The sequence below is a fragment of the Streptomyces sichuanensis genome, assembly GCF_020328095.1.
Lineage (GTDB): Bacteria > Actinomycetota > Actinomycetes > Streptomycetales > Streptomycetaceae > Streptomyces > Streptomyces cinnamoneus.
The window spans coordinates 15,707-37,696 of record NZ_JAIXMK010000053.1; the positions used below are offsets into that span (position 1 = coordinate 15,707).

Consider the following 21,990-nt stretch of genomic DNA (forward strand, 5'->3'; position numbering starts at 1 on the left):
GATCACCGCGGCACAGATCTCCCCGAAACCGGAGAGCCCCTCCGTGCAACATCACGGAAGGGCTCTCGCAGGTGTGCCCCCGGGCAGATTCGAACTGCCGACACCCGCTTTAGGAGAGCGGTGCTCTATCCCCTGAGCTACGGAGGCGGGAGGCGCCGAGCCCGTGCGGGCGGCGCCACCGCGGACAGTCTAGCGGGTGCCGCTGCGCCGGTAGCAGGCTTGGTGCAAGGCCGTCGTCACACCCCGGTGTCGCGCGTCACGCCCCCGTGTCGCGGCCCCGGGTGACGGACACGCGCCAGGCGCCGGACGGGGTCCGGCCCAGCACCTCGACGGTGACGCCCGCCGTCGAGCAGCGCTGGCCGGTGCGGTAGGGGGCGTCGGTGAGGCCGGGGGTGACGTTGGGGTCCTTCGTGTAGCAGCCGGCGCTGCCGGGGGTGGCGTCCGAGACGCGGACGGGGCCGGACCCGGAGGCGAGGTCGGAGGCGACGGTGGTGACGAGCACGCCGGGGCGGCAGACGGCGTGGTCCAGCGGGCCGGGGGCCCGGGCTTCGAGGGTGATCGCGCGCGTGCGCGAGAGCGGGACGACGGCGAGCTTGACCCCGCCGGGGCCCGAGGTGGGGGTCAGGGTGACCGTGCGGGTGCCGGTCCGGGGCAGACAGCGGACCTGGGCGGGGGAGAGCCAGCCCAGCTTCCACTTGTGCCAGGCGAGGAAGTCGTTGGAGGGCCCCCAGTCCTCGTCCATGGGGTCCCAGTGGCCGACGGGTGTCCGCCCGGCGCGGCCCGGGCCCGTGTCGTAGAGGTCGGGCAGGCCGAAGCTGTGGGCGTTCTCGTGGGTGAGGACGCGGTAGGGGCTGTCGCCGGTCTGCCGGCTCCAGATGAAGGAGACGTTCCGGAAGGGCACGCCGTCGCGGGTGTCCAGGCCGGTGGGGGCGCCGGCGAAGGTCACCGAGCGCACGTCCCGGATGGCGGGCGGACCCGCCTCGGGGCTGGCCAGCACGTTGATCAGGTCGTAGCGGCGGAAGTCGACGAACGCGTCGGTGGCGGCGACGATCTCCCGGGCGAGGGCGTGGTAGCCGTCGTTGCGGTTGGGGTCGAAGGGCGCGCCCCGCCGGATCCCGTACGAGCGGTACGGGCGGGACATGCGGATCCACCGCGCCACCGGGGTGGAGCGGTAGTCCAGGCGTCCGTAAGAGCTCTTGCGGTAGTGCTGCGCGACGGCGGGGAAGAACTCGGCGTACCGCTGCGAGGGGCTGATGCGGGCCGGGGCGTCGGGGAAGTCGATGAAGAAGGTGACCGCCCGCACGGTGCCGCTGGAGCGGGCGTAGCCGTTCGGGGTCCGCGCTCCTTCGGAGACGTTGCGGCTCAGGGTGCGCAGGGCGCAGGGGCCGGAGGGGGCCCGGCCGGGGAAGGGCGGGCCGGCGGCGCGGTCGGCGTGCGGGGGCTCGGCCTCGCCCGCCTGCGAGGGCGGCGCGGGCGAGGCGGCGACGAAGGCGGTGGCCGCGACGGCCGCGACGGCTGCGCTGGTCAGGGGTCTCATGCCGGTCACCTCCGGGGCGGGGCGGCCGTCTGCCCCGGGCCGCGCTTCCTTCAGCCTTTGCCTTTCCGCGCCCCGACGCGTCCTGGAATGCGGCCAGATGGCGGCGTCGGCGGCCGTCCGGGCGGCTCGTACCACCCTTCGGTGCCTGTGAGGTACGTCACTCGCGGAATCGAAATTTCCGGGGAGGTCGTCCCCGTTTAAGTGAACGTCACTGTCAAACGGGGAGACCTTCCCCGATTAAACCGAGACCTCACGGAAGGAGCGTCGCCCATGGCAGCAACGCCGCAGCCCCGCCTCCGCGCCGACGCCCTGCGCAACCGCGAGCGCATCGTCGCGGCCGCCCGCGAGGCGCTCGTCGAACACGGGGCCGAATCCTCGCTCGATGAAATCGCTCGACGTGCCGGGGTCGGGAATGCCACGCTGTACCGGCATTTCGCGGACCGCCGCGAGCTGATCCATCACGTCACCCTCTCCGTCATGGCCCGCATCGCGGACCAGGCCGAGCGGGCACGAGCCGAGGAGCCCGATGCTTTCCTGGCGCTGAGGCGCTTCGTCCATGCCGCGGCGGACGAGCGGGTCGGGGCGCTCTGCCCCCTGCTCGCCGAGGGCATCGACAAGGAGCACCCCGACCACGTCGAGGCTCGCGACCGGCTGGAAAGCGCGATCGAGGCGGTCATGGCCGACGCCCGGGCGTCCGGGCAGTTGCGTCCCGACATCGCCATCGGCGACCTCATGGTGGCCATCACCCAGCTCACCAGGCCGCTGCCGGACACCGGTTGCATGGACTTCGACCAGTTCGTGCACCGGCACCTGCAGCTGTTCCTGGACGGACTGATGGCGCCCGCCCGTTCACGACTTCCCGGATCGCCCGCGACGTTGGAGGACCTGCGCCGCAAGTTCCCGTCCTCCGCCGACGACTCGTCCCACCGGTAGTAACCACCCTCCGCACCAGCTAGGTAGGCCCCACCCATGCCTGAACTCACCACGCAACCCGACCCCAGGCGCTGGAAAGCGCTCATATTCATAGCCCTGGCGCAGCTGATGGTCGTGCTCGACGCGACCATCGTGAACATCGCGCTGCCCTCCGCCCAGGCCGACCTCGGCATCTCCGACGGCAACCGGCAGTGGGTCATCACGGCCTACGCCCTCGCCTTCGGCGGCCTGCTGCTCTTCGGCGGCCGGGTCTCCGACCTGTGGGGCCGCAAGCGTGCGTTCGTCATCGGCCTGATCGGCTTCGCGGCCGCCTCCGCGCTCGGCGGCGCCGCGGTCAACTCCGGGATGCTGCTGGGCGCCCGCGCCCTGCAGGGCGTCTTCGGCGCGCTGCTCGCACCGGCCGCCCTGTCGCTGCTCGCCGTGCTGTTCACCGAGGCCAAGGAGCGCGCCAAGGCGTTCGGCGTCTTCGGTGCCATCGCCGGTGCCGGTGGTGGTGTCGGCCTCATCCTCGGCGGTCTGTTCACCGAGTACCTCAACTGGCGCTGGACGTTCTTCGTGAACATCCCCTTCGCCGTCGTCGCCGCCATCGGCGCCTTCGCCACCATCCACGAGCCCGCCGAGGCCCGCAACACCGCCAAGCTCGACGTCCCCGGCGTCGTCCTGGCCACCCTCGGCCTGGTCTCGCTCGTCTACGGCTTCACCCGCGCCGAGTCCGACGGCTGGACCTCCACCGGCACCCTCGGCCTGTTCGCCGGCTCGGCCGTGCTGCTGCTCGCCTTCGTGCTCGTCGAGCGCAAGGTCAAGGCCCCGCTGCTGCCGCTGCGCGTGGTCACCGACCGCAACCGCGGTGGCGTGTACGTCTCGCTGGGCCTGGCCGCCATCGCGATGTTCGGCCTGTTCCTCTTCCTGACCTACTACCTGCAGGTCGTCCGCGGGTACTCGCCGGTCAAGACCGGCCTGGCGTTCCTGCCGATGATCGCCACGATGATCACCGGCTCCACGCAGATCGGCGCCCGTCTGATGACCCGCGTCCCGGCGCGCTGGCTGATGGGCCCGGGCTTCCTGCTCGCGGCCGTGGGCATGGTCCTGCTCACCCAGATCGACCTGGACACCTCCTACACGACGGTCGTCCTGCCCGGTCTGATGCTGATGGGCCTCGGCATGGGCACGGCCTTCATGCCCGCCATGAGCCTGTCCACCTACGGCGTCCAGGCCCGTGACGCGGGTGTCGCCTCCGCGATGGTCAACACCTCGCAGCAGGTCGGCGGCGCCATCGGCACCGCGCTGCTCAACACCATCGCCGCCAGCGCCACCACGGACTACTTCACGTCCCACATCGGGCCCGGCGCCGACCAGAAGCTGCTCACCTTCCAGTCGATGGTGCACGGCTACTCCACCGCCGTGTGGTGGGCGGTCGGCATCCTGACCCTCTCCGCGCTGATCGCGTTCTTCGCCGTCAACGCCGGTCACCAGGGCGGCGCCGTCGCCGGATCGGGTGACGGTGAGGAAGCTGTTGACGCCGTGCCGGTGATGGCCCACTGAGGCCGCTGCCGCTCCCCGTACGGGGCCACCCCTAGCCCGAAGGCCCCCGCCGTCACCGGCGGGGGCCTTCGCGTGGTCGTGGGTCGTACGGGGCTGTGCGGGGGCGGGGGCAGGGGGCGGTCAGCGCAGCCAGGGCACGTCCGCGCCGGCCGGCTGCAGGCCCGACGCGATGATCCGGCACGCCTCGCCGAACTGCGCGGCCTGCTCCGGCGTCAGCCGGTCGAAGACCGCCGCGCGGACGGCCGCCACATGGCCCGGCGCGGACCTGCTGAGCATCGCGAAGCCGTCCTCGGTCAGGACGGCCAGCTGGCCGCGCTTGTCCGACGGGCACTCCTCGCGCCTGACCCAGCCGTTCTTCTCCAGCCGGGCGATGGCGTGCGAGAGCCGGGACCGGGTGATCTTCGCGTGCTGGGCCAGCTCGGTCATCCGCATCCGGCGGCGCGGCGCCTCCGAGAGCTGCACCAGCAGCCCGTAGTAGATGTGCGGCATCCCCGCGTCCCGTTGCAACTGACGGTCGAGGTGATCCTCCAGGAGCGTGTAGGCGTGCATGTACGCCCGCCAGGTGTCCTGTTCTGCTGCGGTGAGCCAGCGGGGTCCGGCCCCGGCCTCCGGGGCCTCCGCGGCTGCCGCGCTCTCCGCGGGTCGGTTCGTCATGGCATCCACTGTTCCACTTGCTCCTCCTCACGGTTCCGCAAGGCTTATCCTTGAAGTTTCAATAAAGTTGACCTAAGGTCTGTACCGAGCATAGAGCTTGAGACTTCAAGCAATCCAGGGCGCCGCCCCGGCGCCGGCAGCACCCCGAGGAGGCTCCCTCCCATGCAGGCCACCACCGCCCCGACGCCCGCCGCAGGGCGCATGCCCGCCCTCTACCTCTCGCACGGCGCCCCGCCCCTCGCGGACGACCCCGTCTGGCCCGGCCAGCTCGCCGCCTGGTCGGCGGCCCTGCCCCGCCCCACCGCGATCCTCATGGTCTCCGCGCACTGGGAGGAGGCCCCGCTCGCCCTCGGCGCCACGGTGCCCGTGCCCCTGGTGTACGACTTCTGGGGCTTCCCCGAGCACTACTACGCCGTGCGCTACGCGGCGCCGGGCGCCCCCGCCCTCGCCGAGCGGGTGCGCAGGACGCTGCGGAGCGCCGGCACGCCCGTACAGGACCTGCCGGACCGGGGGCTCGACCACGGCGCGTACGTACCGCTGGTCGAGATGTACCCCGACGCCGGCATACCCGTCCTGCAGATGTCCCTGCCCACCCTCGACCCGCAGCGCCTGATGGAGATCGGGCGCAAGCTCGCGCCGCTGCGCGACGAGGGCGTGCTGATCGTCGGCAGCGGCTTCTTCACCCACAACCTCGCCGCGCTGCGGCACGTGGGGTCCGGGCCGCCCGCGTGGTCCGCCGAGTTCGACGCCTGGGGGCGCGAGGTGCTCGCCGCTCAGGACGTCGACGCGCTGCTGGACTTCGAACGCAAGGCCCCGGCGGGCCGGCTGGCCCACCCGCGCACCGAGCACTTCGCGCCGCTCTTCGTCACGCTGGGCGCCGCCGAGGGTGAACTCGGCAGCGGACGCAGCGTCATCGACGGCTTCTGGATGGGGCTGGCGAAGCGCTCGGTGCAGTTCGGGTAGTCCGGCGTCGTGCGGACGGCCCGGGTCGTACGGGCGGTTCCTGCGGGAAGCCTGGGCGCGAGCGGGGTCAGTGCTCGTGCCAGTAGAAGACGTAGTACGAGACCAGGCCCATGCACAGCCCGAAGACGAGGCCCGTGCCGGCCGAGCGCAGCACCGAGACGTCCACCAGGCTGCGGAGGAAGCCCATGCAGACGCCGAAGAGCGCACCGAACGCGGCCGCGCGCACCTCGGCGATCATCGTGTTGCGCTCACGGATGAGGACGTAGCCCAGTCCCGCGGAGACCACGGCCGCCACCAGGCCCAGCATCCAGCCGGTGAGTTCGGAGAAGTCGTTGTCGTGCGCGAGGAAGACGGCGTACAGGCCGAACACCACGCCGCCGGCGACGGGGACGGCCCAGGTCCACCGGGCGGTGGCCTCGTCGGTGCGGACGTGGCCGGTGCGCGCCACCGGGCCGGGGCCCTCGTGGGCGGGGTGCCGCCCGGGCATGATCGAGTGCGTCGGCATGGCGAGGCTCCTCTCACTGCGCCCCCGTTCCACCAGCGCACACCCGCCCCGCAGTCCGGGCAACTCGATCACGGGGCCGGTCCCGGAGCCGGTCGCAGGCCGGCCCGGACGCGCCGCGCCCGGCCCGGTCGCGGGGCAACCGGGCGCAGGTGTGCGGCGTCCTGGGAGGGGAAGGCGTCCGACATGGTCGGACTGTGACGGCCGTCTCAGCAGCGGAGTGGCGGGAGGGCTCCGCGAGGGCGGTGGGGTCACTGCCCGGCCCTGTCTGACCTGCGCTTCCTGGGGTGCCCACGCCTGCGGCCGCGGCGTGCGGCCGGACAGGGTACTGCATGATCACAAAAAAGAAGGCGCCTCAGGGGAATTCTGTCCGGATTCCAGCCGTTCTTTACTTCGGATGGGACGCCCGCCTCGGGTGTCCGGTCCGTCCCGCGACCGTCTCATCGCAAGGGAGTACGCATGGCAACCCGTGCCGTCGCCCGTCGGCAGACCTCCACCAAGGGCCCCGACGAGGCAAGCAGTGTTCGCGCCGCAGGCGGGGAAATCGCCGATCGCGACCTGGTCGGCATGTACCTCGACGAAATCGCGCGTACACCCCTGCTCGACGCCGCGAAGGAGGTCGAGCTCTCGCAGGCCATCGAGGCGGGCGTCTACGCCCGGCAGATCCTCGACGGTCTGGAGGACGGCGGCCCCAAGGCCGGCGAGGCGTCCCGCGAGGAGCTGGAGGCGATAGCCGCCGAGGGCGCCCGGGCCAAGGACGTCTTCATCAAGTCCAACCTCCGTCTCGTCGTCGCCGTGGCCCGCCGCTACCCCCGCAGTGGCCTGCCGCTGCTGGACCTGATCCAGGAGGGCAACGCGGGCCTGGTGCGCGCCGTCGAGAAGTTCGACTACACCAAGGGATTCAAGTTCTCCACGTACGCGACGTGGTGGATCCGCCAGGCCATCACGCGTTCGATCGCCGACCAGTCCCGCACGATCCGGCTGCCCGTCCACCTGGTCGAGGAACTCGGCCGCATCCGCCGGGTGCAGCGCGAGTTCAACCGGGAGAACGGCCGCGAGCCGGAGCACGCGGAGATCGCCGCCGAACTGGGCACCACGCCCGAGCGCGTCGGCGACGTGCTCGACTGGGCCCGCGACCCGGTCAGCCTGAACATGCACGTGGACGACGAGGGCGAGACCCAGTTCGGCGACCTGCTGGAGGACACCTCTGCCGTGTCGCCCGAGCAGTCGGTCATCGCGCTGCTGCGCAGCGAGGAGTTGGAGGGGCTTATCGGCCGTCTCGACCACCGCACCGCGTCGATCATCAAGGCGCGTTACGGCATCGAGGACGGGCGCGAGCGGACCCTCACCGAGGTGGGCAAGCAGCACGGCCTCACCCGTGAGCGCATCCGGCAGATCGAGAAGCACGCTCTGCTGGAGCTGAAGAAGATGGCCCACGACACGGGCTTCGACGCGGCGGCGTAGCAGCCCGGGTCCCGCGATCGCCGGGCCGGCCCCACGGGGGCCGGCCCGGCGATCGCGGTGCGCGCGCGTGCGCGGCTAACCGGCCGCCCGGCTGATGCGGGAGCCCAGTTCGCGCAGGTGTTCCACCAGCTCCGGCGGTTCCTGCACGGAGAATTCGCAGTCGACCAGCGCCAGCCGGAACGCCACCCACTCCAGGGAGTCGGACGTGGTGACGTCCAGCCGGCAGGTGTCGTCGTCGACGCGCGCCGGCGTCCCCAGCCAGTTGGGCAGCCGGGCCGCCACGAACTCCGCCGGTGCCCGGAACGTCGACACGACGCGGTACGTCGGCTGCAGCCGGGTCATGGACCGCTTCATGAACTCCGCCGCGTCGGCCACCGGCAGCTCGCGCGGCGCGAAGCGCGCCCCCGTGGGGAACGGCTCGCTCACCCGGTCCACCCGGAACGTGCGCCAGTCGTCGCGGTCGACGTCGTAGGCGACCAGGTACCACCGGCGTCCGGTGCTGATCAGCCGGTGCGGCTCGACCAGCCGCTTGGTCTCCGTCCCGTCGCCCGTGCGGTAGGCGAAGCGCAGCCGCTCGTGGCCCGTGGCGGCCGAGGCCATGGCGGTCAGGGTCCGCGGGTCGACCGTCGCGCCGTCGCCGCCGGTGAGCGGCACCGTCGCCGCCTGCAGCGCGGAGACCCGGTGCCGCAGCCGGGAGGGGAGCACCTGCTCCAGCTTGGTGAGGGCCCGCACGGACGCCTCCTCGATGCCCTCGACGGCATGGCCCGCGCCCGCCCGCAGACCGACCGCGATGGCGACCGCCTCCTCGTCGTCGAGGACCAGCGGCGGCAGGGCGGCTCCGGCCGCCAGCCGGTACCCACCGTCCGCTCCCATCGTTGCCTGTACGGGGTAGCCGAGGTCGCGGAGCCGCTCGACGTCCCGCCGGATCGTGCGGGGACTGACGCCGAGCCGCTCGGCGAGCTCGCTGCCGGGCCATTCGCGAGGTGTCTGGAGGAGCGACAACAGAGTCAGCAGCCGTGCCGGGGTGTCGGTCATGACGTCCAGGGTGGCAGCCATCTAGGACACGTCCTGACCTACAGGGGGGTTAGGTTTCGGGAGACCCGGCGAACGACCAGGAAGGCAGTGACCCCTGTGACCACCACCGCGACCACCGATCCGCCCGCCCAGGGCGCCGCCGACCGCCGCCGCTGGCTGGCGCTCGCCGTGGTGATGACCGCATCGTTCATGGACCTCGTCGACGTCACCATCGTCAACATCGCCATGCCGAACATCCAGAAGGACATCGGCGCCTCCTTCAGCATCCTGCAGTGGATCACCGAGGGCTATGCGCTCGCGTTCGCCGCGGGGCTGATCACCGGCGGACGGCTCGGCGACATATACGGCCGCAGGAAGGTTTTCCTCCTGGGCATGACCGGCTTCACCCTCGCCTCGGTGCTGTGCGGCGTCGCCGGCGACCCGCAGCTGCTCGTCGCCTCCCGCGTCCTGCAGGGCGCCACCGCGGCCCTGATGGTGCCGCAGGTCCTGGCGATCGTCCACGCGACCTTCCCCGCGCACGAGCGCGGCAAGGTCTTCGGCATGTTCGGCGCGGTCGTGGGCCTCGGGGCCGTCTCGGGCCCGATCCTGGGCGCACTGCTCACCCAGTGGAACCTCTTCGGCCTGGAATGGCGGCCGATCTTCCTGGTCAACCTGCCGGTCGGCATCATCGGCCTGATCATGGGCCGGAAGTACATCACCGAGTCCCGGGCCCCGCAGGCCATGAAGCTGGACCTCGTGGGCGTCGTCCTGGCCACGGGCGGCCTGCTCATGCTGCTCTACCCGCTGACCCAGGGCCGCGAGAACGACTGGCCGCTGTGGGGCAACCTCTGCATGGCCGGCAGCGCGCTCGTCTTCGCCGCCTTCGTCGCCTACGAGCGCCACAAGACCCGCAAGGACGGCTCGCCGCTGGTCGAGCTGTCGCTGTTCAAGGTCAAGAGCTTCGCGGCCGGCATCGGCGTGGAGATCGCCTTCGGCATCGCCTGCGGCATCTTCTTCATGATCTGGACGCTGTACATGCAGATCGGCCTGGGCTGGAGCCCGCTCCGCGCCGGCCTGACCGGCATCCCGTTCTCGATCGGCGTGTCCGTGGCCGCCGGCATCTCCGTGCAGAAGCTCGTACCGCGCTTCGGCCGCAAGGTGCTGCAGGCCGGCGCGCTGGCCATGATGGCCGGCGTCGTTCTCTACATCTGGGAGTCCGAGCACTACGGCACCGGCATCCACCCCTGGCAGATGGCGCTCCCGCTGACCGTCATGGGCATCGGCATGGGCCTGATCGTGGCCCCGCTGACCGAGACGGTCATCGCCAAGGTGCCGCGCGAGCACGCCGGTTCCGCGTCGGGCCTCATCAACACCACGCAGCAGCTCGGCAACGCGGTGGGCCTCGCCCTGGTGTCCGTCGCCTTCTTCGACGCCCTGGACGAGAAGGCCATGGCCCAGGGCCGCGCCGGCCTGGCCTTCGCGGACGCCTTCCGGCACGGCATGTGGTGGGTCGCCGCCGTACTGGCCGTGGTGCTCGTGCTGATGTTCGCCCTGCCGCGCAAGGCGGCGCCCGCGGGCCCGGCCTCCGCCGAAGCCGCGGCGGAGCCGGCCCACGCACCGGCGGCCGCGCACTGACGTCCGTCCCGAACGGCTCCTTCCCGGGCCCCCGTCCGCACCGCGGCCGGGGGCCCGCTGCCGTGCGCCCCAAGCGCGGAAGACGGCCCACGGTCGCCCTGCACCGACACGGCTTCGGGCACGGCTGCAGGCCCACCGGCGGGCGGCCCGCACGGCCGCGGCCCACAACGCGCGGGGCACGGAGGCAGCGGTGACAATCGCCCTATGAGCGAGGACTCGCCGGCCGCCCGGCGGCCGTCGTCCGGCGTCCTGCGCCGCATGACCGCACGCGGGCGCGAGGAGGAGCACCGGGCGGCGACGCCCCTGGAACTCTTCTTCGACCTGTGCTTCGTGGTCGCCGTCGCCCAGGCCGGCAGGCAGCTGATGCACTCGCTGGCCGAGGGACACCCGGGCCACGGCATCCCCGGCTACCTGATGACGTTCTTCGCCGTCTGGTGGGCCTGGGTCAACTTCACGTGGTTCTCCTCCGCCTACGACACGGACGACGCGCTGTACCGCGTGGTGACGCTCGTTCAGATCGCCGGGGTGCTGATCCTGGCGGCCGGCGTCCCCCGGGCGTTCAACGACAGCAACTTCTCGGTGGTCTGGTTCGGCTACCTGGTGATGCGGCTGGCCCTGGTCTCCCAGTGGCTGCGCGCCGCCCGCGCCTCCCGGGGCGACGAACGCCGCACGGCCCTGCGCTACGCCGTCGGCGTGTGCCTGTGCCAGGTCGGCTGGCTGGGCCTGCTCCTCCTGCCCGGTCCCGCCAAGCCGTGGGTCTTCCTGGTGATGGCGCTCGTCGAAATGTCCGTGCCCGCCCTCGCCGAGCTCAGCCGGCCGACGGCCTGGCACCCGCGCCACATCGCCGAGCGGTACGGCCTGTTCACCATCATCGTGCTCGGCGAGACGGTGGCGGCCGCCACCGTGGCCGTCCAGACCGCGGGGGACGAGCACGAGGCGCTCGGCGTCCTGCTGCCGATCGCAGCGGGCGGCCTGCTGATCATCTTCGCCGCCTACTGGATCTACTTCGCGGTGCCCATCCACCTCCATCTCGCCTCCAACCGCCAGGCGTTCCTCTGGGGCTACGGCCACTACCTGGTCTTCGGATCGGCCGCCGCCATCGGCGCGGGCATCGAAGTGGCCGTCGAGGAGGTCACCGGCAAGGCACACATCTCGGCGTTCGCCGCGTCGGCCTGCGTCACCGTCCCGGCGGCGCTGTTCATGTTCTCGGTGTGGCTGATCCACTCCCGCTTCCACAAGCGCGGCATCGCCCAGCAGTCGGTGCTGCCCTGCGCCGCCCTGGCGGTGCTCGCCTGCACGTTCGCCGGCAGCGCGGCGGTGCTGCTTGCCGGGCTGGTCGCAGCCGCGACGGTCGCGGTGGGCGTCACGCTCGCCGCGAGACGGCAGGAGGGCCCCGGCGAGCCGGCCGAAGCGACCTGACGGGCGGGCTGCGGCGCGTGATACGGATGGCGCATGACTGGTGCTGGTAAGCCGAGGGATGCGCTCACCGACGTGGCCGGACTGCGGGTGGGGCACGCACAACTGACCGGGAGCAGAGCGCTGACGGGCACGACCGTCGTGCTCACCGGACCCGGGGGCGCGGTCGCGGCCGTGGACGTCCGGGGCGGCGGGCCCGGGACCCGGGAGACCGACGCACTGGACCCCCGCAACCTCGTGCAGCGCGTCGAGGCGATCGTGCTCACCGGTGGCAGCGCGTTCGGGCTGGACGCGGCCTCCGGGGTGATGGCCTGGCTGGAGGACGAGGGCCGGGGCTTCCGGGTGGGGCCGGATCCCGCGCAGGTGGTGCCCGTCGTACCGGCCGCCGCGCTGTTCGACCTGGGTCGCGGCGGTGACTGGCGTGCCCGGCCCGGTGCCGCGCTCGGCCGTGCGGCCGTCGAGGCCGCGGCCCGGCAGCCCTCCGGCGCCCCCGTGGCGCAGGGCAACGTCGGCGCCGGCACCGGGGCGGTGGCCGGCGGCATCAAGAGCGGCGTGGGGACCGCCAGCGTCGTGCTGCCCTCGGGGGTGACCGTGGCGGCCCTCGCCGCCGTCAACGCGGCCGGTGCCGTGGCCGATCCGGCCACCGGCGTGCTGTACGGGCGCCTGTACGAGGGCGGACCCGTCGCCTACCCGGCGACGGACCGGCACCTCGCCGCGCAACGGACGCTGGACGCCGCCCGCCGGGATTCCGCCGAGCGGTGGGCGGCATCGGCCCGGCCGCCGCTCAACACCACCCTGGCTGTGGTCGCCACGGACGCCGCCCTGACCAGGGCGCAGGCGCAGAAGCTCGCCGGCACCGCGCACGACGGGCTGGCCCGGGCGGTCCGGCCCGTACACCTGCTCACCGACGGCGACACCGTCTTCGCGCTGGCGACGGGGGAGCGGCCGCTGCCGGTGGAGGAGCACCTGCCGGGCAGCGCCGACTTCGCGGCGGGGGCCGTCAACGAGATCCTCGCCGCCGGGGCGGACGTCCTGACCCGGTCGGTGGTCAAGGCGGTGCTCAGCGCCGAGAGCGTCGACGGGCCGGGCGGGGTCTTCCCCTCCTACCGCTCGCTCTACGGGAACTGAGCCCACCGGGACCGGACCGACGGGCACCGAGCGCGTCGGCGTCGAGGGCCTCGCCCGTACCCTGGGGGTATGAGCACCGACCCTGAGCCCCGTGCGCCGCAGCGCGACCCGGCTGCCGCCGCCGCGCTGATCTTCGGCGACCCGCTGTCCCAGCAGTCGTCGGACGACACGGACCGCGGCTGGGGCGAGCGGCCGGGCCGTGGCGACGCCGACAGCGCCGCCGACCTGGCCCGCTTCCTGGACGAGAAGCCGCCGCACCACATCTGAGACATCGCGCCGGACGGCCTCGAACACCGCCCGGGCCCGCCCTCGCAGGGCCCGGGCGGTGGCGTGCCCGGCGGTCAGCGGGGAGCCGGCACCGAATCCGTGCCGGGACCCCGGCGCTGCTCGATGAGGGTGTCGCGGATCTGGGCGAGCAGCTCGATCTCGGTCGGCTGCGCGGCCTTGTTCTCCGCGGGGGCCTTGGCGGCCTGACGGTCCTGCCAGCGCTTCATGGGCAGCAGCATCAGGAAGTAGACGACCGCCGCCGTGATCAGGAAGGTCAGGGTGGCGCTCAGCACCGAGCCCCACTGGATGTAGACGCCCGTCGTCACCTCGCCCGTCGTGCCGTTCCGGGAGCACGGGCCCTTGAGGCAGGCGGCGTAGTGGTCGAGGTCCTTCGTGCCGAAGGCGCCGACGACCGGGTTGATGATGCCCTTGACCACAGAGTTCACGATGTTGGTGAACGCCGCGCCGATGACGACGGCGACCGCGAGGTCTACCACGTTGCCCCGCATCAGGAATGCCTTGAAGCCTCCAAGGACCCCTGTCTTCTTCTCGCTCACCGAACAACCTCTCTCTGTGCGTACCTGTGATGGAATGGCCGATTCCATAACATACGAGAGAGTCTGGCTGCTCTGTCCAGTTGCGAAACACGATCAGCCCAGGTGTCCGTGGGCGAGCGGGGACGAGCACAGGGCCGCCAGCCCCGCGGCCGCCAGTACGCCCACGAGGGCCGCCCGCGGCCGCAAGCGCCGTCGGCGTCCCACGCGCACCGGAGCGAACATCGGCACCCGGCGCCCCGGGGGCGCCCAGGCCGCCTGCAGCGAGGCCCCCGGCGGCCAGGGGCGCGAGGGGGGAAGAACGGCACGGGACACGGCGACCACCACCTGACGTGACGAACGAGCGAGTGAGTGAGCGGCGTACGAACCGCCGCCCGCCCACCATCCCCGCTTCCGCCGGATCCCGCTGAGCCCTGTGGACTACCCACCGGTTGTGGAAAACCCCATCCCTCGGACGGGCGACGCCACACCGGCACAGAAGCCCACCGTGACCCTGCCAGTCCCGCCAGTCCCAGCAGCCCCGCCTCTCGCCGCCGCTACGACAGCTCGATGCCCAGGTCCCACCCGTCGTGGGCGCGGGTGCACAGGCAGTCCCGGTCCGCCGTCTTCGGCAGGGCGCCCACGGCGTCGAACAGCACCTCGCGCAGCCGGCCCACGTTCTCGCCGAAGACCCGCAGCACCTCCTCGTGCGACACGCCCTCGCCCGTCTCGGCCCCCGCGTCCAGGTCCGTGACCAGCGACATGGAGGTGTAGCAGAGCCCCAGCTCACGGGCCAGGACCGCCTCCGGGTGCCCGGTCATGCCGACCACCGACCAGCCCTGCGCGGCGTGCCAGCGCGACTCGGCCCGGGTCGAGAAGCGCGGTCCCTCGATGACGACCATCGTTCCGCCGTCCACCGGCTCCCAGTCCCGCCCGCGGGCGGCGGCCACGGCCACTGCCCGGCCGGCGGGGCAGTAGGGGTCGGCGAAGGTCATGTGCACGACGTTGGGAACGGTGCCGTCCGGCAGCGGTTCGCCGTCGAAGAAGGTCTGGACGCGGGTCTTCGTCCGGTCCACGACCTGGTCCGGCACCAGCAGCGTCCCCGGCCCGTACTCGGCCCGCAGGCCGCCGACCGCGCACGGGCCCAGCACCTGCCGCACGCCGACCGAGCGCAGGGCCCAGAGGTTGGCCCGGTAGTTGATGCGGTGCGGCGGCAGCCGGTGGTCGCGGCCGTGCCGGGGCAGGAAGGCGACCTTGCGGCCGGCCAGCTCGCCGAGGAAGAGCGAGTCGCTCGGTGCGCCGTAGGGGGTGTCGACCGTGACCTCGGTCACGTCGTCGAGGAAGGAGTAGAACCCCGAGCCGCCGATGACGCCGATCTCCGCGACGCCTGCCGTCCCGGCCGCCCCGGCGGTACCCGACGGGTCCGCGGACGCTGCTGTGTTGATCATGTCGGACATGCGGTCACCCTAGCCGCGCCGCCCCCACGACCGCTGCCCCCCCAACGGCTCCTGTCTCTCACCTGCCAACGCCCCCGGCCGACGCCCCCCTCGCGACCGGCGGCCACCGATCCGACGGGACAGCACGACGAAGCCCGCCACCTCTCACCGAGAGGCGACGGGCTCCGTCGTGTGTACGTGGTGTGCGGGCCTCTGCCCGCACCTCGCGCGTCAGGCGGCCGAGCTGCTGCTCGTGCTGCTGCTCGACGACGTCGAAGAGGCGGACGTCGACGAGGACGAGGACGTGGAGGAGGACGTGGACGCCGAGGACGTCGACTTCGCCGCCGGGCTGCTGCTGGACGACGCGCCGCGGCTGTCGTTCCGGTAGAAGCCCGAGCCCTTGAAGACGATGCCGACCGCAGAGAACACCTTCTTGAGGCGTCCGTCGCACTGCGGGCACACGGTCAATGCGTCATCGGTGAACTTCTGCACCGCCTCAAGGCCCTCGCCGCACTCGGTGCACTGGTACTGGTAAGTCGGCACTTGCTCCTCCTGGCACTCTCACTCAATGAGTGCTAACGACGCTCAATAGTGCAGTATTCCGGTCCGTCAGTCCACCGCAACCGGCTCACGGTGACCGACCCCACGTGCGGCGAGCAGCGACTCGCCCTTCGGCGTGAGCGCCTTCCGCAGCGCCAGCAGGACCACCAGGGCCAGGGCCGTACCGCCCAGCGGCACCAGGAATCCGGTGCTCGCGCTGTGGGCGTCGATCAGCCGCCCGCCCACGGTCGCACCGGCCGCCTGGCCCAGGCCGACGGCGCCGGTGAGCCAGGTGAACGCCTCCGTACGGGCGCCGGCCGGGACCAGCTTCTCGACCAGCGTGTAGCCGGTGATCAGCGCGGGCGCGATGCACAGGCCGACCAGCAGGCCGAAACCGCCCAGCAGCGGCAGCGCGTGCGCCGCCCACAGCGGGGTGGTGGCCAGGGCCAGCAGCGGGTAGGCGATCAGCAGCCGGCGCTGCGGGGAGGTCTTCCAGGCGACGGCGCCGCAGACGATGCCGGCGATCATGTTGCCGGCCGCGAAGACGCCGTACATCAGACCGTTCAGGCCCGGCTCGCCGAGCTCCTTGGTGAACGCGGTCATCGACACCTGCATGCCGCCGAAGACCGTGCCGATGCCGAGCATCGACACCGCCAGCACGCGCACGCCCGGCACGGACAGTGCCGAGACGCGCTTGCCGTCCGCGCCGGCCGCGGCGCCGGCGGCGCCGTTCGGCTGGGGCTGGGTGCGCCGCTGGGTGGCGAACAGCAGACCGCCGATCAGCGTCAGCGCGGCCTCCGCGATCAGGCCGGCGGCCGGGTGGACGCCGGTGCACAGCGCCGTCGCCAGCACCGGGCCGATGACGAACGTGAACTCGTCGGTGACCGACTCGAAGGCCGCGGCCGTCGTCATCAGCGGCGAGCCGTCCAGTTTCGCCGCCCACCGCGCCCGCACCATCGGGCCGATCTGCGGGGTGGACGCACCGGCCGGCACGGCCGCCACGAGCAGCGCCCACACGGGCGCGTCCGACAGCGCGAGCGCCGTCAGCAGCGAGATCGCGGCGGCGTGCACGACGACGCCGGGGATCAGGACCGCGGCCTGGCCGAAGCGGTCCGCGAGCTTGCCGCTCTGCGGGGCGAACAGGGCCATCGCCACGCCCGCCGTCGCGGAGACGGTGCCGGCGGTGCCGTACGAGCCGGTGGTGTGGTTGACGAGCAGCAGGATGCCGATGGTCAGCATCGCGAAGGGCTGCCGGGCCAGGAAGCCGGGGAGCAGGAACGACAGCGCGCCGCGCGTGCGCAGCAGACTGCCGTACCCGGGGCGCTCCCCGGTGGGGTCGTTGACCGTGGATGCCACGGCCGGGCCTTTCCGCCGCCTGGTAGCACGCCCCGAACGGGATCGCCGCACGGAGCGCGCCGAGAGCTGTCCTCTCGCGCAGGACCGTGGTAGATGCCGATCCGGCCGCCTAGTGCACCGGGTGGTGTCACGCGACCGCGGCCGCCGTGCGGTCGCGCCAGCCCTGCATCAGGCAGAGTTGGTTCGATTTCGTTTGTCGGGGGACGTTCCGTCGGGAAGTTTCCGTAAGGGAACGCTACGCAGCGGAAATGCTCGCTACGTGAGCGAATATCTTACTTAACCTACTTCCGCTTTACCAGACCCCACTTTGCTCCCCACTTTGCCGCCGCACTCGCCGCCGCGCTCGGGCCGGTCGCCGGGGCCCCGGCCGGTGCCGCCGGGGCCGTGCCCAGCCAGCCCGCCAGCTTGCCGCCCTCGCCGACCGCGCGCAGCCGGCGTTCGGTCGCGTCGCGCACGGGGTTGGTGGCGACCACCAGCAGCTCGTCGCCCTGCCGCAGCACGGTGGAGGGCGAGGGCACGAAGCTGGAGCCGTCCCGGACGACCAGGGTGACGGCCGCCCCGGCGGGCAGCCGCAGCTCCGAGACCTCCACGCCGTGCATCTTCGACCCCTCGGGGATCGCCACCGACAGCAGGTGGCCGCGCAGCCGCTCCAGCGGCGCCGACTCGATGCCCAGGTCCTCCGGCTCGTTCTCGCCCAGCCGCAGCCGGCGGGCCAGCCAGGGCAGGGTCGGACCCTGCACCAGGGTGTAGACGATCACCAGCACGAAGACGATGTTGAAGATCCGGCGGCTGTCGGCGACCCCGCCCACCATGGGGATGGTGGCCAGCACGATGGGGACCGCCCCGCGCAGCCCGGCCCAGGACAGCAGCGTCTTCTCCCGCCAGGGGGTCCTGAACGGCGCGAGGCCGAGGAACACCGACAGCGGCCGGGCCACCATGGTGAGCACCAGCCCCACCACCAGCGCCGGGATGATGTCGTCGCCCAGCTCGTGCGGGGTGACCAGCAGGCCGAGCAGGACGAACATGCCGATCTGGGCGATCCAGCCCAGGCCCTCGGCGAAGCCGCGGGTGGCCGGCCAGTGCGGCAGCTTGGCGTTGCCGAGGACCAGCGCGGCCAGGTAGACGGCGAGGAAGCCGGAGCCGTGGGCGAGCGCGCCGGCCGCGTAGGCGGTCACGGCGATGGCCATCACGGCGATCGGGTACAGACCGGAGGCGGGCAGGGCCACGTGTCGCAGCCCGTAGGCGCCGAGCATGCCGATCGCGAGGCCGGCGGCCGCGCCGATGGCGAGCTCCAGCGCGATCCTGCCCATCAGGACGTACCAGTCGTCGACGGGGCCGGCGGCCGAGAAGGCGACGACGAGGATGACGACGGGGGCGTCGTTGAAGCCGGACTCGGCTTCCAGGACACCCGTGAGGCGGGCGGGCAGGGGAACGTTCCGCAGGACCGAGAAGACCGCGGCGGCATCCGTGGAGGAGACCACGGCGCCGATGATCAGAGCCTGGCGCCACTCGACGCCGGCGAGGTAGTGCGCGGCCGCCGCCGTGACGCCGACGCTGATGGCGACGCCGACGGTGGAGAGCACGGCCGCCGCCGGCAGGGCCGGCTTGATCTCGTGCCACTTCGTGCCGAGGCCGCCCTCGGCGAGGATCACGACCAGTGCGGCATAACCGATGATCTGGGTCAGACCGACGTCGTTGAAGGAGACGCCGATGCCGTCCTGCCCGATGGCGACGCCGATGCCCAGATAGATGAGCAGACTGGGCAGCCCGCTGCGCGAGGAGACCCGTACCGCCGCCACCGCGACGAGCAGAACGAGCGAGCAGATCAGCAGGAGTTCATTGAGGTGGTGGACAGTCAGGGGCCGGTCCCTTCACGAGGTCTTCCACGGGCGTCGTGCGTCATCGGTATGTGCGGTAAGGCCGAAACGTTCCTCCGTGCTGTTGACGGTCGGACGACCACGCATCCGACGGGAAGTTAATTTCCTCATCTAATATTTTACGGGTTCTTGACGCCGTATCGCCGCGGCGGCCGCTCGTGCACGGCACCGCGTCCGGGTGCTCCGCGCCCTGCGCCTATGGTTGCTTCCAGCATTCCAGGACCACCTGCCCCTCTAAGGACAGCGATGCCCGCCAACAAGACCGGCCCCGCCAAGAAGAAGAAGGGGCGACGCGCCCGCCTGCTCGTGATCACCCTCGTGCTGCTGCTCGTGGCGGGCGTCGCCTACGGCGCGTACTGGAGCGTCAGTACCGTCCGCGCCTCCTTCCCGACGACCGACGGCACCCTTCAGCTCAAGGGCCTGTCGGGCGAGGTGAAGGTCGTCCGTGACGACCACGGCATTCCGCAGGTGTACGCGGACAACGCCGAGGACCTCTTCCGCGCCCAGGGCTTCGTCCAGGCGCAGGACCGGTTCTGGGAGATGGACGTCCGCCGTCACCTGACGGCCGGACGGCTCTCCGAGATGTTCGGATCCGGCCAGGTGGAGACCGACGCCTTCCTGCGGACCATGGGCTGGCGGCGGGTCGCGCAGCAGGAGTACGACTCCAAGCTGTCGCCGGCCACCAAGAAGTACCTCCAGGCGTACTCCGACGGCGTCAACGCCTACCTGAAGGACCACAAGGGCAAGTCGCTGTCGGTCGAGTACGCGGCCCTGGAGTTCGAGAACGACTACAAGCCCGAGCCCTGGAACCCGGTCGACTCCGTCGCCTGGCTGAAGGCCATGGCCTGGGACCTGCGCGGCAACATGCAGGACGAGATCGACCGTTCGCTGGCCGCCTCCCGGCTGAGCCCGAAGCAGATCGAGGACCTGTACCCGGCGTACCCGTACGACCGGAACAAGCCGATCGTCGAGGGCGGCGCGGTCGACGCGGCCGGCAAGACCTACGACCCGAAGGGCGCCGCGTCCGGCACGCCCGCCGGCACCGGCCCGGCCGCCGCCACCGGTGGCGCGGGTGCGGCCGGCGGCCTGCGCTCCAGCCTGGCCTCGCTGTCGAGCACCCTGGAGAAGGTCCCGGCGCTGCTCGGCCCGAGCGGCAACGGCATCGGCTCCAACTCCTGGGTCGTCTCCGGCACGTACACGACGACCGGCAAGCCGCTGCTGGCCAACGACCCGCACCTGGCCCCGCAGATGCCCTCGCTCTGGTACCAGATGGGCCTGCACTGCACCAAGACCGGTCCGCAGTGCCCGTACGACGTCGCCGGTTACACCTTCTCCGGCATGCCGGGCGTCGTCATCGGTCACAACAAGGACATCGCCTGGGGCATGACCAACCTGGGCGCCGACGTCTCCGACCTCTACCTGGAGAAGGTCACCGCCGACACCTACCTCTACGACGGCAAGCAGCAGCCCTTCACCGTCCGCAAGGAGACCATCAAGGTCGCGGGCGAGAAGAGCCGTGAGATCACCGTCCGCGAGACCAACAACGGCCCGGTCGTCTCCGACCGCAACGACGAGCTCGTCAAGGTCGGCGAGAAGGCGCCCGTGAAGGACCCGGCCCCGGACCGCGGCGAGGGCTACGCCGTCGCGCTGCGCTGGACCGCCCTGGACGCCGGCAAGACCATGGACGGCGTCTTCGCGCTGAACCAGGCGAACGACTTCACGTCCTTCCGCAAGGCCGCGGCCGACTTCGAGGTCCCCTCGCAGAACCTGATCTACGCCGACACCAAGGGCAACATCGGCTACCAGGCCCCCGGCCGCATCCCGCTGCGCGGCAAGGCCGGCGCCAAGGGCGACGAGCAGACCGGCACCGGCCCGACGGGCACCGGCCCGACGGGCACGGGTCCGACCGGTACCGGCCAGACCGGCACCGCCAAGGTGGACGTCAACGGCGACGGCAAGATCGACGCCAAGGACGAGCAGAAGACGGACGGCAAGACCGAGGCCCCCGTCGTCGACGGCCGCTACCCGGCCCCCGGCTGGGACCCGGCCTACCAGTGGACCGGCTGGGTGCCGCAGTCCGCGCTGCCGTGGGACTACAACCCCAAGCGCGGCTACATCGTCACCGCCAACCAGCCCGTCGCCGACAAGAAGTACCCCTACCTGCTGACGCAGGACTGGGGCTACGGCGCCCGCAGCCAGCGGATCAACGACCTCATCCAGTCGAAGATCAAGGACGGCGGGAAGATCTCGACGGACGACATGCAGAAGATGCAGCTGGACAACAGCAGCGAGATCGCCAAGCTGCTCACGCCCTACCTGCTCAAGATCGACGTCAAGGGTGCCAACGAGCGCGAGACGAAGTACGTCCGTGAGGCGCAGAAGCTGCTGAAGGACTGGGACTACAACCAGGAGGCCGACTCGGCGGCCGCCGCGTACTTCAACGCCGTCTGGCGCAACACCCTCAAGCTGGCCTTCGGCAACAAGCTCCCCAAGGAGCTGCGGGTCAAGGGCCAGTGCCTGCGGGTGCGTCCGGCCGACGACGGCTCCCGCCCGAAGGAGGACCTGGAGGGGCACGCCCCGCTGGTCCTGGAGTGCGGCGAGCGCGAGGGCGACTCCGCGCAGCCGGACGGCGGCGACCGCTGGTTCGAGGTCGTCCGCACCATCCTCGACAAGCCCGACAACGACTGGTGGAAGACCGGCAGCACCCGCGCCAACCCCGACTCGGGCACCCGCAACCGCGACGAGCTGCTGGCGCGGGCCATGACGGACGCCCGCTGGGAGCTCACCTCCAAGCTCGGCAAGGACGTCACGTCCTGGAGCTGGGGCCGTCTGCACCAGCTGAACCTGAAGAACCAGACCCTCGGCAAGGAGGGCCCCGGCATCGTCAAGTGGATGCTCAACCGGGGCCCCTGGAACCTCGCCGGCGGCGAGGCGGCCGTCAACGCGGCCGGCTGGAACGCGGCGGGTGGCTACGACGTGATCTGGGTGCCGTCCATGCGGATGGTCGTCAACCTCGACGACCTGGACAAGTCCCGCTGGATCAACCTCACCGGCGCCTCCGGCCACGCGTACAACGCCCACTACTACGACCAGACCGACAAGTGGGCCAAGGGCGAGCTGCTGCCCTGGGCCTACAGCCCGGACGCGGTCAAGAAGGCGACGGACGTCACGCTGACGCTCAAGCCGTAGCCGG

At 71.9% G+C, this 21,990-nt stretch carries 18 protein-coding genes and 1 tRNA gene; 9 read left to right on the forward strand and 10 right to left on the reverse strand.

Going from position 1 to position 21,990, the window contains the following annotated elements; all coding sequences use genetic code 11:
* Positions 1–74 precede the first annotated feature (74 nt).
* Both LE181_RS17050 and LE181_RS17055 read right to left on the reverse strand, forming a co-directional pair.
* Positions 75–147: transfer RNA gene (locus LE181_RS17050), tRNA-Arg, on the reverse strand.
* Positions 148–256: 109 nt separating this feature from the next.
* Complete coding sequence (locus tag LE181_RS17055) at positions 257–1,537, reverse strand: M6 family metalloprotease domain-containing protein (protein ID WP_225662144.1); 1,281 nt, start codon at positions 1,535–1,537, stop codon at positions 257–259.
* Positions 1,538–1,807: 270 nt separating this feature from the next.
* Here LE181_RS17055 and LE181_RS17060 point away from each other — a divergent pair, with 270 nt between their 5' ends.
* The gene (locus tag LE181_RS17060) at positions 1,808–2,470 is read left to right on the forward strand and encodes a TetR/AcrR family transcriptional regulator (RefSeq protein ID WP_225662145.1); all 663 of its coding nucleotides are present in this window, start codon (positions 1,808–1,810) and stop codon (positions 2,468–2,470) included.
* A 36-nt stretch (positions 2,471–2,506) separates the two neighbouring features.
* Positions 2,507–4,012, forward strand: a complete 1,506-nt coding sequence (locus LE181_RS17065; protein WP_225662146.1) for an MFS transporter — start codon at positions 2,507–2,509, stop codon at positions 4,010–4,012.
* Positions 4,013–4,132: 120 nt separating this feature from the next.
* Here LE181_RS17065 and LE181_RS17070 read toward each other — a convergent pair whose 3' ends face one another.
* Positions 4,133–4,666 (reverse strand): MarR family winged helix-turn-helix transcriptional regulator, encoded by a 534-nt coding sequence (locus tag LE181_RS17070; protein ID WP_225662147.1) that lies wholly within the window; start codon positions 4,664–4,666, stop codon positions 4,133–4,135.
* A gap of 162 nt (positions 4,667–4,828) precedes the next feature.
* Between LE181_RS17070 and LE181_RS17075 the strand changes: the two genes are divergently transcribed.
* Positions 4,829–5,629, forward strand: coding sequence for a dioxygenase family protein (locus LE181_RS17075; protein WP_225662148.1), 801 nt, complete (start codon positions 4,829–4,831; stop codon positions 5,627–5,629).
* A 67-nt stretch (positions 5,630–5,696) separates the two neighbouring features.
* On the opposite strand, the gene LE181_RS17080 is transcribed toward LE181_RS17075, so the two are convergent.
* Positions 5,697–6,134, reverse strand: coding sequence for a hypothetical protein (locus LE181_RS17080; protein ID WP_225662149.1), 438 nt, complete (start codon positions 6,132–6,134; stop codon positions 5,697–5,699).
* A 456-nt stretch (positions 6,135–6,590) separates the two neighbouring features.
* Between LE181_RS17080 and LE181_RS17085 the strand changes: the two genes are divergently transcribed.
* Positions 6,591–7,595 carry a sigma-70 family RNA polymerase sigma factor gene (locus tag LE181_RS17085; RefSeq protein WP_225662150.1) on the forward strand — a complete coding sequence of 335 codons (1,005 nt, stop codon included), beginning with the start codon at positions 6,591–6,593 and terminating at the stop codon, positions 7,593–7,595.
* Between the two features lie 75 nt (positions 7,596–7,670).
* Here LE181_RS17085 and LE181_RS17090 read toward each other — a convergent pair whose 3' ends face one another.
* Positions 7,671–8,630 (reverse strand): helix-turn-helix transcriptional regulator, encoded by a 960-nt coding sequence (locus tag LE181_RS17090; protein WP_308103145.1) that lies wholly within the window; start codon positions 8,628–8,630, stop codon positions 7,671–7,673.
* Positions 8,631–8,726: 96 nt separating this feature from the next.
* On the opposite strand from LE181_RS17090, the gene LE181_RS17095 reads away from it, so the two are divergent.
* From LE181_RS17095 to LE181_RS17110, 4 genes are all read left to right on the forward strand, one after another.
* Positions 8,727–10,244: an MFS transporter gene (locus tag LE181_RS17095; protein WP_308103146.1), complete on the forward strand. Its 1,518-nt coding sequence runs from the start codon at positions 8,727–8,729 to the stop codon at positions 10,242–10,244.
* A gap of 204 nt (positions 10,245–10,448) precedes the next feature.
* On the forward strand, positions 10,449–11,663 hold the full coding sequence (locus LE181_RS17100; protein WP_225662152.1) for a low temperature requirement protein A: 1,215 nt from the start codon (positions 10,449–10,451) through the stop codon (positions 11,661–11,663).
* Positions 11,664–11,696: 33 nt separating this feature from the next.
* Positions 11,697–12,788 (forward strand): P1 family peptidase, encoded by a 1,092-nt coding sequence (locus LE181_RS17105; RefSeq protein ID WP_225662153.1) that lies wholly within the window; start codon positions 11,697–11,699, stop codon positions 12,786–12,788.
* A 69-nt stretch (positions 12,789–12,857) separates the two neighbouring features.
* The gene (locus LE181_RS17110) at positions 12,858–13,055 is read left to right on the forward strand and encodes a hypothetical protein (protein ID WP_225662154.1); all 198 of its coding nucleotides are present in this window, start codon (positions 12,858–12,860) and stop codon (positions 13,053–13,055) included.
* Positions 13,056–13,129: 74 nt separating this feature from the next.
* Here the strand turns inward: LE181_RS17110 and mscL are convergent, their stop codons facing one another.
* The 5 genes from mscL to LE181_RS17135 form a co-directional block, all read right to left on the reverse strand.
* A complete protein-coding gene (gene mscL, locus LE181_RS17115; RefSeq protein ID WP_225662155.1) occupies positions 13,130–13,612 on the reverse strand; it encodes a large conductance mechanosensitive channel protein MscL in 483 nt (160 codons plus the stop codon).
* Between the two features lie 533 nt (positions 13,613–14,145).
* Entirely contained in the window at positions 14,146–15,036 is an 891-nt protein-coding gene (locus LE181_RS17120) for an S-methyl-5'-thioadenosine phosphorylase (RefSeq protein ID WP_225662203.1), read from the reverse strand.
* 219 nt (positions 15,037–15,255) lie between these two features.
* Positions 15,256–15,567: an FmdB family zinc ribbon protein gene (locus LE181_RS17125; RefSeq protein ID WP_225662156.1), complete on the reverse strand. Its 312-nt coding sequence runs from the start codon at positions 15,565–15,567 to the stop codon at positions 15,256–15,258.
* A 66-nt stretch (positions 15,568–15,633) separates the two neighbouring features.
* The gene (locus LE181_RS17130) at positions 15,634–16,920 is read right to left on the reverse strand and encodes an MFS transporter (protein WP_225662157.1); all 1,287 of its coding nucleotides are present in this window, start codon (positions 16,918–16,920) and stop codon (positions 15,634–15,636) included.
* Between the two features lie 281 nt (positions 16,921–17,201).
* A complete protein-coding gene (locus LE181_RS17135; RefSeq protein WP_308103144.1) occupies positions 17,202–18,719 on the reverse strand; it encodes a potassium/proton antiporter in 1,518 nt (505 codons plus the stop codon).
* Positions 18,720–19,043: 324 nt separating this feature from the next.
* On the opposite strand from LE181_RS17135, the gene LE181_RS17140 reads away from it, so the two are divergent.
* Positions 19,044–21,986: a penicillin acylase family protein gene (locus LE181_RS17140; RefSeq protein ID WP_225662158.1), complete on the forward strand. Its 2,943-nt coding sequence runs from the start codon at positions 19,044–19,046 to the stop codon at positions 21,984–21,986.
* Positions 21,987–21,990: the final 4 nt, after the last annotated feature.